Origin of the sequence: Marinobacter sp. F4206 (genome assembly GCF_019392195.1) — a bacterium.
GTDB lineage: Bacteria > Pseudomonadota > Gammaproteobacteria > Pseudomonadales > Oleiphilaceae > Marinobacter.
Genome location: NZ_JAHXKI010000002.1, coordinates 1,230,541 through 1,244,056, shown reverse-complemented (window position 1 = coordinate 1,244,056; position 13,516 = coordinate 1,230,541). Strand labels below are relative to the sequence as shown.

The 13,516-nt window shown below is 60.7% G+C and carries 10 protein-coding genes; 3 read left to right on the top strand and 7 right to left on the bottom strand.

Annotated features, from left to right (window positions below):
- The first annotated feature begins 48 nt into the window (after positions 1-48).
- On the top strand, positions 49-711 hold the full coding sequence (locus KZO34_RS08115; RefSeq protein WP_219475564.1) for a response regulator transcription factor: 663 nt from the start codon (positions 49-51) through the stop codon (positions 709-711).
- Here KZO34_RS08115 and KZO34_RS08110 read toward each other — a convergent pair.
- The 5 genes from KZO34_RS08110 to KZO34_RS08090 form a co-directional block, all read right to left on the bottom strand.
- Positions 680-2,092: a sensor histidine kinase gene (locus tag KZO34_RS08110; protein WP_219475560.1), complete on the bottom strand. Its 1,413-nt coding sequence runs from the start codon at positions 2,090-2,092 to the stop codon at positions 680-682. The genes KZO34_RS08115 and KZO34_RS08110 overlap by 32 nt on opposite strands.
- A 75-nt stretch (positions 2,093-2,167) precedes the next feature.
- Complete coding sequence (locus KZO34_RS08105) at positions 2,168-3,286, bottom strand: lipase secretion chaperone (RefSeq protein WP_219475556.1); 1,119 nt, start codon at positions 3,284-3,286, stop codon at positions 2,168-2,170.
- Between the two features lie 7 nt (positions 3,287-3,293).
- Positions 3,294-4,220, bottom strand: coding sequence for a lipase family alpha/beta hydrolase (locus KZO34_RS08100; RefSeq protein ID WP_219475552.1), 927 nt, complete (start codon positions 4,218-4,220; stop codon positions 3,294-3,296).
- A gap of 118 nt (positions 4,221-4,338) precedes the next feature.
- On the bottom strand, positions 4,339-4,653 hold the full coding sequence (locus KZO34_RS08095) for a DUF3301 domain-containing protein (RefSeq protein ID WP_219475549.1): 315 nt from the start codon (positions 4,651-4,653) through the stop codon (positions 4,339-4,341).
- 48 nt (positions 4,654-4,701) lie between these two features.
- The gene (locus KZO34_RS08090; protein WP_219475545.1) at positions 4,702-6,312 is read right to left on the bottom strand and encodes a methyl-accepting chemotaxis protein; all 1,611 of its coding nucleotides are present in this window, start codon (positions 6,310-6,312) and stop codon (positions 4,702-4,704) included.
- A 225-nt stretch (positions 6,313-6,537) separates the two neighbouring features.
- On the opposite strand from KZO34_RS08090, the gene KZO34_RS08085 reads away from it, so the two are divergent.
- Positions 6,538-8,214, top strand: coding sequence for a putative bifunctional diguanylate cyclase/phosphodiesterase (locus KZO34_RS08085; protein WP_219475541.1), 1,677 nt, complete (start codon positions 6,538-6,540; stop codon positions 8,212-8,214).
- Between the two features lie 102 nt (positions 8,215-8,316).
- A complete protein-coding gene (locus tag KZO34_RS08080; RefSeq protein WP_219475536.1) occupies positions 8,317-9,285 on the top strand; it encodes an AraC family transcriptional regulator in 969 nt (322 codons plus the stop codon).
- A gap of 66 nt (positions 9,286-9,351) precedes the next feature.
- Here the strand turns inward: KZO34_RS08080 and KZO34_RS08075 are convergent, their stop codons facing one another.
- Both KZO34_RS08075 and KZO34_RS08070 read right to left on the bottom strand, forming a co-directional pair.
- On the bottom strand, positions 9,352-12,390 hold the full coding sequence (locus tag KZO34_RS08075) for an efflux RND transporter permease subunit (protein ID WP_219475532.1): 3,039 nt from the start codon (positions 12,388-12,390) through the stop codon (positions 9,352-9,354).
- On the bottom strand, positions 12,390-13,493 hold the full coding sequence (locus KZO34_RS08070) for an efflux RND transporter periplasmic adaptor subunit (RefSeq protein WP_219475528.1): 1,104 nt from the start codon (positions 13,491-13,493) through the stop codon (positions 12,390-12,392). Before KZO34_RS08070 ends, KZO34_RS08075 begins: the two co-directional genes overlap by 1 nt.
- Positions 13,494-13,516 lie beyond the last annotated feature (23 nt).

The following is a 13,516-nucleotide window of genomic DNA, read 5'->3' as shown; positions in this document are numbered from 1 at the left end:
TAGTTGCCGTTCCGCAGTAACAAAAATACACAAATTGCGGGGTCAATAATGAGCCATCCCTCGTCCGAGGCCAGCGGCGGCGATCACGTTCGTCCCGATCCGGGATTGCCGTTACGCCGGGTTTTGATTGTTGATGATCATCCCCTCTTTTCCCAGGGGCTGGCGGGCCTGCTGACGCAGGCGTTGCTGGTCGCGTCGGTTGATCTGGCCGATTCGGTTGACCAGGCAGCAGCCCTGTTGGCGGCACCCAACAAGGTCGATCTGGTGTTGCTGGATGTCTCGCTGCAGGGTGAGACCGGGCTGATGCTGTTGCCTCGAATGATTGCCCGGGAGCCTCCGGTGCCCGTGGTCGTGATCTCCAGTTCCGAGGATGAAACAACCGTTCGGGCGGCACGTGCCGCCGGAGCCCGGGGCTTCCTGCCGAAATCGGCCGGGCGTACCGCGCTGTTCAGCATGTTCCGGACCATCAGCCGGGGCGGCGAGTATTTTCCGGGACGGCCGCAGCCGGCGGCCCAGGTCCAGCCGCTGACGCCCCGGCAGATGGAAGTGTTGTCGCTCCTGGCTCAGGGCTTTCCCAACAAACGGATCTGCCAGAGCCTCAACCTGACCGAGCACACGGTCAAGACCCATCTGAAGGCGATCTTTGCCCATCTGGGAGTGCATAACCGCACCGAGTGTGTCAGTCAGGCACGCCAGGTGGGCTGGCTGTAACCGGTGCATCGGCGGTTAGTGGATCGCAGGGCGCCAGGGGCGGGGCGTCCGCGGCCAGCCTGACGTCAATCCAGAAGGTACTGCCAGCGCCGGGCTCCGCCGTGACCCCGCAGGCACCTTCGATCATCCCGGTCAACTCTTTGACAATGGCGAGCCCGAGTCCGAGTCCCGCCGAATTGTCCCGGCCCTTGCCGCCACGGACAAAGGGCTGGAAAACCGAGTCCTGAAGCTGCTCGTCGAGGCCATTGCCGTTATCGCCGATGCCGATTCGTATGGCGGTGTCCCGGTACGTCGTGGCAATGCGAATCTCGTCGCCGCCACTGTGATCAATGGCGTTAAAAACCAGGTTTTGCAGTGCCCTTAGCAGGAGCTCCGGATCGGCTACCACCTGAACATCCGGACCCGCGGAGGCGCGGTAAAGCTGAATGTTGTGCAACGTGGCGTGATCAACCGTGAGGTCCACGAGCTGATCCAGCAAGGTGTCCAGATCCACGACCTCATTCTGCGGTTGAACCATGCCCTCGTTGATGCGGGATATGTCGAGCACGGTGCCCAGCAAACGCTGAAAGTGACTGACCGTGCCCTGCAGGCGCCGGACCAGGCCTTGCTGCTCAGGGGGCAATGGGGCCGTCGACAGGTTGTCCAGGGTCAGGCCGATGATGTTCAACGGCTGGCGAAGGTCGTGGCTGGCGACGGTAATCAGGTGACTTTTGCGCTCGCTCTCTTCTGCTGCTGTCTGGTGCAGGAGACTGACCAGCTGCTGGTCGAGGAAGTGTGCCCGGTGTCGGTATTCGCTGAGCCAGGCCCCCACCATGCCGATGGTGTTCGCGGTGAGGACAAAAAACAGATTGACCATGATGGCGCCCGGCATCAGCCCGATTGACAACTCTGCAACCAGGTAGCCGAGGATGATAATGGCTGAGGCGAGGGAGGCCGAAAAGAAGGGCAGGCCCATGGCAAAGTAGCCGAACATCAGCATCAGCAGCATGCCCTCGTAGGGCAGCGGAAAATCCCGGAGTCGGGCCGCGGCGATGATGGCAACCACGCTCAGGCCGCCGACCAGATAGGCCAGGGTGTAAAGGCGCTCGAATCCGAGGTCCCCGGGCCACCGGCAGTATGAAAACCACCAGACCAGGACGATGACCGGACAGGTGACCCACAGCCGGATGGCCGCCGTAATCCTGGCCAGATCCGGCGGCAGCATCGCGAGGTCCAGCAACACGAACCCCCCGAAGATCAGCAGCCCGGCGGCGGAAACCAGGCGAGCGCGCTCCCGGACCGCCGCCGCGCGCAGTCGGCGGTAGCGGGGTTCGAGATCGGGACCGAATCGTAGGCGCCGGAACCCGGTTGATTGCTGCGATCTGATTGTCTGGGTATCCATCGACGCCCACCTGCCGTTACGGAGCACTCTGCAGTGTAATGCCCGGCGCCCGGAGAAGACGGGAGTGGGTGCACATTATGGCGGATTGCTGCCGAGCATCTTCAAACGGGCCCAGGTGTGTTGCTTGTTGTCCGGAAAGTACTGGTCCAGGAGTCTGGCCTGTTGGGCCGCCTCGTCACCGTCGGCCAGTCCGGATTCCCTCAGCCGGGCAAGGGCCTCGCGGTATTGCCGGTAACGGGCATCGAAGTCCTCGCGCTCCTGCAGGTAGCTGGTCACACTGGCCGCGGCGTCCGGGGACATGCCCTGGTCCATCAGCTTCTGGCCGGCGCTCTCGGGAGAGTCGGCGGTTTTCATGATCTCCATCCGCTGCCGGTTTTCCTCGTTGCTCTCCAGGAGCCGGCGTTCGGTTTGAAGCAGGGGCTCCGGAAGCTGGTTGCGGTGCCAGTCGATCAGCGCCGTTTTTGCCGAATCGGACAGGTCCGTCCGGCGGGCGATGGCCAAGGTCTCCAGAGTGTACTCGCCGTAAGCTTCCTCCATGCCAAAAAACGCCTGGTGAGCGTCCGGGCTGAACACGGCCTGTCGGAGCTGCTTGAGATCCGTGAAGGCCTTTTCCAGCATTTGCTGCTGATACGCGGGGTCCTTCCGAAGCGTCGGGTCCAGCGGGGTGGCCTGCATGGCCAGCGCCTGCTGCTTGTAGTCGAGATACTGGTCCAGGAGGGCCATGGCTTGCTCGGCGGCTTCCCGAGGGAGGCTTGCGAAAGCCAGTGTCCGGATGCGTTCCAGAGCTTCGTCGGGCGACACTTCGCCAACAGTGCTCAGGAAGTAGTCGAAGAAATCCCGGGTCCCCAGATCGACGATCAACCTGCCGGAGGCATCGGCCTTCAGTGCGCCGTCAATGTCGGTACCTTCAAGCGAAGCGGCGAACGGATCAGGCCCCAGGGTGGTTGGTGTTCGGGCCGTGATGGCCGGGGTAGCTGTGGTCTGGTGCTCGGGGCCAGTCTGGGCGGTGCTGCCTCCTTGTGGTTTCCGGGCGGAGTCCCTGGCGGCCGGCTGGGCACTGGGGGCGTCGCTGTCGGCGGTAACCGCCCGGGTGATGTCCCCGGGCGAATACAGCCACATCGCACCGCCGGCCACCGTGGCCGACAGTACGATGGCGGCGAGCCATCGACGGTACTTAACGTGACGATGTCTCATGCCGGCCTCACAGACCGCGGTTTTTCAGGCGGTTGGCCTGTGCCCGGTAAAGCGATACCGGATTGGTCCACAGGGAGCGGGCACCGAACAGGTGGTTGATGGCATCCACATGGTTCATGGAGTAGTGGGTGCCGATCACGTTGCCCATTTTGGTGGAGCAGACGCCGACCAGACCGTCGTTGGGCTCGCTGCCGAACGCCAGTGAGGTGATGCCCAGGAACGGATCGGAAACATCGAGAATGTTGGTCCAGACAGAACGGCCGGTCCACGAGAAGTACTTGATGCGATTGCCGTTGATCCAGACGTTTTCGTCGGTGCCGGAGCAGGAGGAGCGGTTCACCCCCTTCCAGCCGAGGGCATCGTTCAGCGCAGTGGTGCCTGGCGTGGTCAGGGTCTCAAGGGCAGCCACGCCATCCTGGGGGTTGCTTGAGCCGGAAAGCGCGTTCACCAGATCGCCCAGGGCGTTGGCGATGGCTTGTGCGCCGCCTTCAACGTAGCTGCCAGGCGGGATGATGCCGCGCACCACATCGGCCACTTTCGAGCCCTTGTTGACGCCATCGATCGAGGTGATGGAGGCAATCTTGTGGGGAATGAGCGATGCCGTTACCCGGGACGTGGGTGCGCCCTGGCTGTGGGCCATGAGGTTGACCCTGGAGTGGCCCAGGCCGTTGACGTAATTGGCCAGTTGCTGACCGCGTTGTTCACTGCTGTTGACGAAGGAAACGCTGGCGGAATAGACCTTGGCACCGCTGCGTTCCAGGTTCCAGGGGATGGTGTGGAAGTAGTTGACCAGCCCGCCGATGGTATTGAAGCCGGTGACACCGTGGACCAGTACGATCGGGTACCGGGTCTGGGTGTAGCTGGCGTGGGTAAGGAATGAGGCTGACAGCATAACAAGCCCCAGCGCAATGGCTGCGGTAGTTCGAATACGCATGATTAACTCCTGTTGTTTTTGTAGGCGACCGCTTCGGTGGCGGCCATTGGTCGTTAATGCGTCGACGATTATTCGCGCGAAAGCGCGGACGAGGAATCGCCCATTTGGGGGAGGAGGATCAGGAGAAGCGGTGGGGCTCGAGTTCCATATGCAGGATGCGCTGGCCGAGCATGATCACACGGCCGGTATAGCGCTCTTCGCCGGTCGACGTGAAGTCAAACAGGAAGCGGCGCCAGACTCTCACGCGGCCGTTTGCGTCCCGTTTGAACCAGATGCCGCGAAGGTAGACGGCGTCATCCAGCAGCATGACGTCCATGGTCTTGCAGTAGCGACGGGCAGCCTGGAGTACAAAGTCCTTTATGGCTTTGGCGCGCCACCAGTACCAGATGGCGAAGGCGGCTAAAAACAGCCAGAAAAGGGTTCCCAGAGTCACGGTTTGGCGATCGATCCCGGTAAAAGTAAGGTGGAGCGCCAGCCTACCTTATTGCACCGCCTTGGGAAACTTGTCCGCTGTCTGTCGGTCGCTCAACATCTGCAGGAAATGATTGGTGAGAAGCTGGGCCTGGTCCACGTTAGTGCCCAGATGCTCGGATTCGTCACGCGCGCTTTCACTGCTCCGCACCGAGTGATTGCCCAGCTCCATCAGGCGGGCGGCCTGTTGCTCAACCTGTAAGCTCAGTGCTGATTGCTCTTCCGTCGCCCCCGCCACTTCGTGGGCGCAACTGGCGATGACCTCGATATCGCTCATGGTGGCATTCAGAGCGTCACTGGCTTCTGCTGCCATGCCTGCGGTCTGTTCACAGGATTGCACGCCATCGCCAATGGTACCCACCACGCCCTGGGTTTCCTCTTGCAGGGACGCGATCATGGTCTCGATCCTTCGGGTCGATTCGTGAGTTCGTTGTGCAAGGCCACGGACTTCGTCAGCCACGACGGCAAAGCCGCGACCGGAATCACCGGCCCGGGCGGCCTCAATGGCAGCGTTCAGTGCCAGCAAGTTGGTTTGCTCGGCGATGTCGGTGATGACGTCAAGCACCACGCCTATGGCGTTACTTTTCTCGGACAGCGCCTCAATCCGTGTGTTGGCGGTTGAAAGCTGGTCGCGGAGGCGGGACAGTGATTCATTCATGGTGATCATCTGCTGGCGGCATTGGCCGGCCGACGTTTCGGCATTACGGGTAGCGTCGTGGGTTCTTGTCGTGAGCTCACTGACCCGGCTGACGCACTGGGCGAGTTCTTCGAATGCCCGGGTAATGACCTGGATGTCATCCTGCTGGCTACGAATACTGGTGACCGAATGGTTGACCCATTCGACCGTCCGTTGTTTGCGTCCGTAAAGCGTTCCGATATTGGCGTGCATGCGGGCCGATACCGCTCGCAGGGTGGCATCCCGTTTTTCGCGGTCATAGGCTATCCAGGCCGCCTCGTCGCGCCTGCCAGTGTAGATCCATGGCATCGCCGGGTGAGTCTCGCAGCACACCTGTCGGGCGACAGACACGAACGGGCGCGTAATCACGTACAGCAGCACGAAGATGGGCAGTACCAGGACCTGGATCACAGTGGTGTGCGCGGCGGTCAGCTCAAAGAGGCCGACAACGGCAAGACTGGCGGCGAGCAGGCCATACAGACAAAGCAGTTTCCAGGTGATTGCCGGACTGGTCGCCAGGCACCGCCGAGGCACCTTGCCCTTGTTCCAATGCGCATAGACCCGCTCGGCCCTCTCGATCTGGGCCTCCGCTGGTCGGGTCCGCACAGACTGGTACTCGACGATCTCGCCGTCTTTTCGAATCGGGGTGACAAAGGCATCGACCCAGTAATGGTCGCCGTTTTTACAGCGATTCTTGACGATGCCTCGCCAGGACTCGCCCGATCTGATGGTTTGCCAGAGATCCTCGAAGGCGCCCGGCGGCATGTCCGGGTGTCGTATCAGGTTGTGGGGTTGGCCGAGCAGTTCCTGAACGGTAAATCCGGCAACCTCTGCGAACTCCTCATTGGCGGCGGTAATCTGTCCCTTCAGATTGGTGGTGGTAATCAGGTGGTAGTGGTCCGGGTACCGAAGCTCTCTCTGGGTGACGGGCTCATTCCGACGCATGGCAACTCCTCGTGGGCCTTGTCATTTTTGTTACCAGTACTATCGGCGGGTATGCCAGGGCGTCATATCCGAATAATGCAAAAAGTGCCTATACGCTCGCGTTTTCTCGTGCTTTGGTCGTATCCCGGCACGATTTTGCAATATGTGGCTAGGTTCGCGACATTTCCTGCTTATCCTGAGTGCTGAACCGCCAACGGCGGTTTCATCGACACGGGGGTACGGTCCATGCAGGTATTAGAAAAACAAGACTTCAAGGCACTGGTGGACAATCACCCACGCGCCATCATGCTGGCCACCACGGAACCGAAAATTGCGTACGTGAACCGGATGTTCCGGTCAGTGACGGGCTATCAACTCGACGAGGTTCTCGGTCGTGCTCCCTCGATCCTGAGTTCGGGGCTGCATTCGCCGGAGTTCTATCATTCGATGTGGCAATCTCTCAATCGGAACGGCCGATGGGAGGGACTCATCTGGAATCGCCGGAAGAGCGGCGAGGCCTATCCGCAGTGGTTAAGTATCTATCCGGTGGAAGACGATCAACAGCGTCTGCTCGCTGGCGTGTTCATGGATGTCGGTGATGTGACCGCGGGCCAGGAGCGTCTGGCGTCGCTGGCATACTACGACCCCCTGACTGAGTTGCCCAACCGGTCGCTGTTTCAGGAATTCCTGCGGGCCAGGGTCGCTCAGCGGCCGAGGAACCATGCCTGCTTTGCGGTGCTGTATATCGATCTGGACTTTTTCAAGTCGGTCAATGACCTGCATGGTCATGACTGTGGTGACCGGGTGTTGCAACAGGCCGCCCTCAGTATCCGAAGCTGCCTGCGTGTCGGCGACGTGGTAGCCAGACTGTCGGGAGACGAATTTGCCGCAATCATTGAACTGAATTCCCGGAATGAGCTTGAGGGAGTCTGTCAGCGCATGATTAACATCTTTCGCGCGCCCCTGGTGGCTGACAATCGGGAGTATTTTCTGTCCGCATCGGTGGGCGCGGCTTTGCACCCTCTTCATGGCAGGTCGGGCAGCGAGCTTTTGCAGAATGCCGACCGGGCAATGTACATGGCGAAAATGGCGGGTAGAGCGTGTTACCGGATCTACAGCGAGTTGGACAACGAACAGGGGAACTATAAACAGCGGGTTTCGGAGGCGCTGATGGCCTCCCTGAAGACCGCGCCGGAGGAATTCTCGGTGGTGTTCCAGCCACAATACACTCTGGCGACCGGAGCCGTCGCCGGCCTCGAGGTTTTGCTGCGCTGGACTCATCCGGAGTTGGGCGCCGTTCCTCCGGCTGATTTTATCCCCATTGCCGAGCAGCGCGGCCACATTCACGAACTGACCGGCCATCTGGTCCGGTGTATCCTGAAGGACCTGCCCAAGGAGTCGACATCGTTGCCGGCCGGTTTAACGTTGGCGATAAATCTTTCGGCCAGACAGATCCCGGATGCCCGTCTGGTAGAAGTGCTGGCCCCTCTGATATCCCGGATTCGACAACTGGGCTGGTTGCCAGAGGTAGAAATTACCGAAACCAACCTGATGCATCTGTCCAAAGCCTGCCTGGCCCGGCTCGGCGCGTTGCGGGATCAGGGTGTGATCGTGGCCATTGATGACTTCGGCACCGGTTATTCCTCGCTTGCCTACCTTCATGCCCTGCCGGTCCAGGTGCTCAAGATCGATCGGCAATTCATCACGCGGCTGGGCGGTGCCGGTAAGGACTCCCGCATTGTGTCCGCCATTCTGGGAATGGCGGATGCGCTTGAGCTGACCGTGGTCGCAGAGGGGGTTGAGACCCGGGCGCAATACCGTCAACTCCGGGAACTCGGCTGTGACCGGGGGCAGGGTTACCTGATGGCCAGACCGGGGAACTGGTCGGCAATAGAACCGCTGCTACTTGATGGGTATCAATGAAAGCGTAATTCGAGGGCGGGGTTTCCGGCTTTTGCAATATTTGGCTAGGGATGGGGCGGGCTATCGTTTACATATAGGTCTTTCTCTCCGATAGCCTGATTTATGACCAGTGACCTGCCTGAAATCCAGCTTGAATCCTATTTGAGGCTGAACCGCGCTTCCCTTGAGGAATGGCTGGCCGGACTACGTACGGTATACGGCTTCGAGCGTCTCAAGTGCACCGGGGGTGCAAGCCAGGAAGGAGTGGGCGCCCTTTCTGCCCTGCAAGCGGAAGGTGGGGACCTTGCGTGCATTTACGCCAGTCAGGATATGGAGATCGCTGGCGGTCGGGCTGAACACCTGTCTCTGGTTGTGCCCCTTGAGGGTGTTGTCGAGTTTGCCTCAGACAGCCTGCACTGGTCGCGATTGAACAATCCAGCTGTCGTGCCAGCGGCAACACGGTTCAACCTGTCCCTCTCAGCGGGCAGCCAGGTGATGTATCTGGCGCTGTCGTCGGCAGAACGGAGCCGGCTTGTCGATGATGGCCAATATGGCTGCCTGTCTGACGTGAACTGCCTTGTTACCAATTACCTGTTCCGGGCCGGTTTTTTTCTGGATGACGGACATGCCCGGGCCATGACCCGGGATCTGTTCCGTAGTCTGAAAGCGAAATTCGAGACCGGACAAGCCATTGCAGTACCCGACCGACCGGAACCGGACCGTCGACTGATTCGGGTGATCCGCAAGATCCAGCTTGAACCCAACTGGGAGTTTGACCTTCATGAACTTGCCAGTCATTCAGGGGTCAGTGAGCGTAATCTTTTTTACCTGATGAAGCGGGAAACCGGAATGACGCCCTATCGGTTCTTTCAGCGTTGCCGGTTATTGAGGGTCAGGCGGCGGCTGGTGGATTGCCGGTGCGAGTTGCCCCACATTTCCTGGTACGCCGCCGATGAGGGCTTTTCCCACCTTGGTCGGTTCGCGGCCCTGTACCGCCGGCATTTCGGGGAGCTTCCGAGTGAGACGGTTCAGTGGCGTCGGAATCTGCTGGTCCCGGCGGGGCTGTCGGCACAGGACGAGGCCGTCGGTTGATGGTCTGGGGCCCAAAAATAAAAAACCCGGCTCACCTCTCGGTGGCCGGGCTTTTTTTCAGGCCGCTCAGTGACCGGCCTTGTTGTGATCGCGTGCGAGCAAAATGTAGAACGCCGGCAACACAAAGATGGTGAACAGGGTGCCTATACCCAGACCGGCGCTGATGGTTAGGCCGATGGCGAAGCGGCTTTCCGCGCCCGGGCCGATGGCAATCAGCAGCGGTACCATGGCGAAGATCAGCGCCAGCGAGGTCATGATGATCGGACGCAGCCGGATCGCCGCCGCCTCGATCACCGCCTTGACCTTGTCCAGGCCCCGTTCGACCTGTAGCTGGTTGGCGAATTCCACGATCAGTATCCCGTTCTTGGAGACCACGCCGATCAGGGTGATCAGTCCCACCTGGGTGTAAATGTTCATGCTGGCGAAGCCAAGCACGATAAAGGCCATCGCACCGGCCACCGACATGGGCACCGACACCAGAATGATGAACGGATCGCGCCAGCTCTCGAACTGGGCCGCCAGCACCAGATAGATCACCAGCAACGACAGGAAGAAGGTCACCACCAGCGCGCTGCCCTGGGTTGCCAGCTGCCGGCTCTGGCCGGTGTAGTCGTAGCTGAAGCCTTGCGGGAACACCTCGTCGGCGGTCTTTTCCATGTAGTCCATGGCGGTACCGGCCGCCACGCCCGGCATGACCACGCCCTGAAGGGTCAGCGAGTTCTGCTGGTTGAACTGGGTCCGGTTGGACGGTTCCACATCGTTGCTGAAACTGACCACACTGCCCAGGGGAACCAGCTCACCGGTGTCGGCGCGGATGTAATAATCGCTCAGGGCCTGCGCGTCCAGGCGGAACTGCTGGTCAACCTGCGGGATCACCTGATAGGAGCGGCCTTCCATGCTGAAGCGGTTGATGTAGCCGCCACCCAGCATACTCGAGAGAGCCTGGCCAACGTCCTGCATGGACAGCCCGAGATCAGCGACACGGTCCCGATCGACATGGATGCGGGTGACTGGCCGGTCAAAGTTGATCGATTTTTGCAGGAACATGAAATTGCCGCTGCCCATGGCCTTGCCGAGCAGTTCGTCGGCTACCTGGTTCAACTGTTCGTAACTGTTGCCGGTGGTGATCACGAACTGGAACGGCAGGCCGCCACCGGAACCCGGGAGCGACGGCCTCGGGAATACGGCCGTCTGCAGACCTGTGACTTGCTTGAGTTCGGCATCCAGTTGGGGCTGGACTTCGAACTGGGTAATTTCCCGCTGACTCCACGGTGCCAGCTTAAAGCCGCCGAAGACCGCATTCGGCCCGGTGAAGCCGATGATCATAAAGTCTTCCTCGTACCCGGGCAGCTCCGACATCCGGGTCTGGATTTCGTCACCGTGTTCGGTGAGGTAGTCGAGAGTGGCGGTCTGTGGTCCGAGGCCCTGATAGAACAGGATGCCCTGGTCCTCGGTCGGGGCCAGCTCGTTCTGGCTCATCATGGCCATGAAGTAGATGGAACCGAGCACGACAACCGCGAAGAAGATGACGACAGACTTGGTCTCCATCAGCGAGCTGAGCGCTTTCCTATAACCGTTGGACAAGCCGTTGAAGCTGCGCTCCACCAGCCCTTCGAACTTGCCCGGATTGCCGTGGGGCTTCAGTACCAGGCCAGACAACATCGGTGACAGGGTCAAGGCGACAACGCCGGAAATCACCACCGCGCCGGCCAGAGTGAAGGCGAACTCGGTGAACAGCGAGCCGACCAGGCCGCCCATGAACCCGATGGGTGCGTATACCGCCACCAGCGTCGTGGTCATGGCGATGATCGGTACCGCCATCTCCCGGGCGCCCTTGATAGCGGCATCGAACCGGGTCTCCCCCTGTTCGATGTGACGATGCACGTTTTCAACGACGATGATGGCGTCGTCGACCACCAGGCCGATGGCCAGAACCATGGACAGCAGGGTCAGCAGGTTCAGGGAGAAGCCGAACATCAGCATGATAAAGGCGCCGCCGACCAGTGACAGGGGAACCGCCACGGACGGCACGATGGATGCGCGGATGGAACCGAGGCACAGGAAGACCACCACCAGCACGATCACCAGCGCTTCCAGCAGGGTCTTGATGACCTCGTTGATGGAATCCTCGATGAAGTCGGAGGCGTCATAGGCCAGACGGGCATTCAGGCCCGAGGGCAACTGGCTTTCGATGTCCGGGAGGGAATCCTTGACCAGGCCGGCGACGGTGAGGGGGTTAGCGCCCGGTGCCAGTTCGATGGCGACGTAGGTCGCCGGGTCGCCCTTGTAGAGGGCAAGCTGATTGTAGGATTCAGACCCCAGTTCCACCCGGGCAATGTCCTGCAGGCGGATCTGGGTGCTGCCGGACTGCTTCACCACCAGGTTGCGGAACTGGTCCGGATCGGCGACATCGGTGTCGCTGGTCATGCTGATCTCGGTGTACTGACCCTTGGTGTTGCCCACAGCCGCCTGATAGTTGTTGGCGCGGAGTTTGGCAACCACCTCCGGCGGGGTCATGTCGACCGCCGCCAGCCGTTCCGGATCGAGCCAGACCCGAAGCGCAAACTTGCGGCCGATCAGGTCGGCCTTGCCAACCCCCGGTAACGCCTGCAGCTTGGGCTGCACCACGCGGGTCAGGTAGTCGGAAATCTGAGGAACCCCAATTTCGCTGCTGTAGAAGGCGATGTACATCAACGCCGTGGAGTCACCGGTGGTGGAGGTGATCACCGGATCCTGGGCTTCAGCCGGCAGCACATTACGCTGACTGGCGACCTTGGCCTGGATCTCCGCCAGGGCCGCGTTGGCGTCGTAGTTGAGCACCATTTTGGCTTCGATGGTGGAGGTACCCTGGGAGCTGGTGGACGTCAGGTAGTCGATGCCACTGGCTTCGGCAATGGCCTGCTGAAGTGGTGTGGTGATGAAGCCCTTGATCAGATCGGAGCTGGCGCCGGGGTAGGCCGTGGTCACGGTCACCGTGGTGCTTTCGAGCTCGGGGTACTGGCGGATCTCCATCTCCATGGCAGCACGGGCACCGAGCAGCAGGATCAGGAGACTGACCACCGTCGCCAGGACCGGACGGTGGATAAAAATATCGGTAAATCGCATTATTCAGACGCCTCCTGCGACTCGCCGGACTCGTCCTGGATTTCGACCGGCTGACCGGCCCGCAGCCTTAACAGGCCCTTGGACACCACAGTCTCGCCCTCGCTTAGGCCTGACAGGATGGCGACCCGGCTGTTGCGGGTTTCGCCGGTACTGACGGTGCGGCGGGTAACAACTTGGGTTCCGTCTTCGTTCTCGCCAACAACAAAGACAAAGTCCCCGTAAGTGTTGTAGGAGACGGCGGTGCGAGGCACCGTGACGACTTCGTTGTCCCTGGGCTGGCGGGTCATGACCGTTGCAAACATACCCGGGCGAAGCAGGTTCTCCTCGTTATCGAGGGTGGCGCGGATTCGGACCGTGCGGGTTTCGGGGTTAACGGAGGTGTTGATGGCGCTGACCGTGCCTTCGAAGTCCTGATCGGGCACTGCGGCGACGGTCGCCAGCACCGGGTAGCCCGTTGCTACGTCCGGCAGATTCTTTTCCGACAGGGTGTAGTCCACGTAAATCGGATCAAGCATGTTGATCTCGACAATCGGGGTGCCCGTGGCAATGTATTCGCCACGGTCCACCATGCGGATACCGAGCCGGCCATCAAACGGCGCGCGGATGATCTTCTTGCTCAGCTGGGCTTCGGCCTCGTTGACGCGGGCGCGGGCGGCGTCGAAGTTGGCCTTGGCTTCGTCGTACTGGGACTGGGAGACGGCCCGTTTGGGCAGGAGGTCGGAGACCCGTTTGAATTCCTGCTCGGCAAGCTGGGCTTCGGCCCGACGGGTACGCAGCGCGGCCTGATCAATCGCCGAATCGATGCGGATAAGCACGTCACCCTTCTTGATGGTGTCGCCAGACTCGAAATTGATGGTCTCGATCACCCCGGGTACTTCGTTGGCCACTTCAATCCCGTTGACGGCTTCGATGCTGCCAACCGCCTTGATCGCGGGCGTCCACATTTCGGTCTGGGCCTGGACGGCGGAGATCTGCGCGGGCGGCCGCGGCTGACCCATCTTCTCTTGCATCTGGCCGAACTGGTAGAACTTGTAACCAAAAATGCCACCAAGGACGACACCAAGGAAAATGATAACAATCAGGAAGCGGGAGGCAGTGCGCATAATTCGGGTCCTGGGAATCGGAG

Excerpts from the sequence above, each read along its gene's own strand:
- KZO34_RS08115 (WP_219475564.1), top strand. The coding sequence starts at position 49 with ATGAGCCATCCCTCGTCCGAGGCCAGCGGCGGCGATCACGTTCGTCCC.
- KZO34_RS08110 (WP_219475560.1), bottom strand. The coding sequence starts at position 2,092 with ATGGATACCCAGACAATCAGATCGCAGCAATCAACCGGGTTCCGGCGC.
- KZO34_RS08105 (WP_219475556.1), bottom strand. The coding sequence starts at position 3,286 with ATGAGACATCGTCACGTTAAGTACCGTCGATGGCTCGCCGCCATCGTA.
- KZO34_RS08100 (WP_219475552.1), bottom strand. The coding sequence starts at position 4,220 with ATGCGTATTCGAACTACCGCAGCCATTGCGCTGGGGCTTGTTATGCTG.
- KZO34_RS08090 (WP_219475545.1), bottom strand. The coding sequence starts at position 6,312 with ATGCGTCGGAATGAGCCCGTCACCCAGAGAGAGCTTCGGTACCCGGAC.
- KZO34_RS08085 (WP_219475541.1), top strand. The coding sequence starts at position 6,538 with ATGCAGGTATTAGAAAAACAAGACTTCAAGGCACTGGTGGACAATCAC.
- KZO34_RS08080 (WP_219475536.1), top strand. The coding sequence starts at position 8,317 with ATGACCAGTGACCTGCCTGAAATCCAGCTTGAATCCTATTTGAGGCTG.
- KZO34_RS08075 (WP_219475532.1), bottom strand. The coding sequence starts at position 12,390 with ATGCGATTTACCGATATTTTTATCCACCGTCCGGTCCTGGCGACGGTG.
- KZO34_RS08070 (WP_219475528.1), bottom strand. The coding sequence starts at position 13,493 with ATGCGCACTGCCTCCCGCTTCCTGATTGTTATCATTTTCCTTGGTGTC.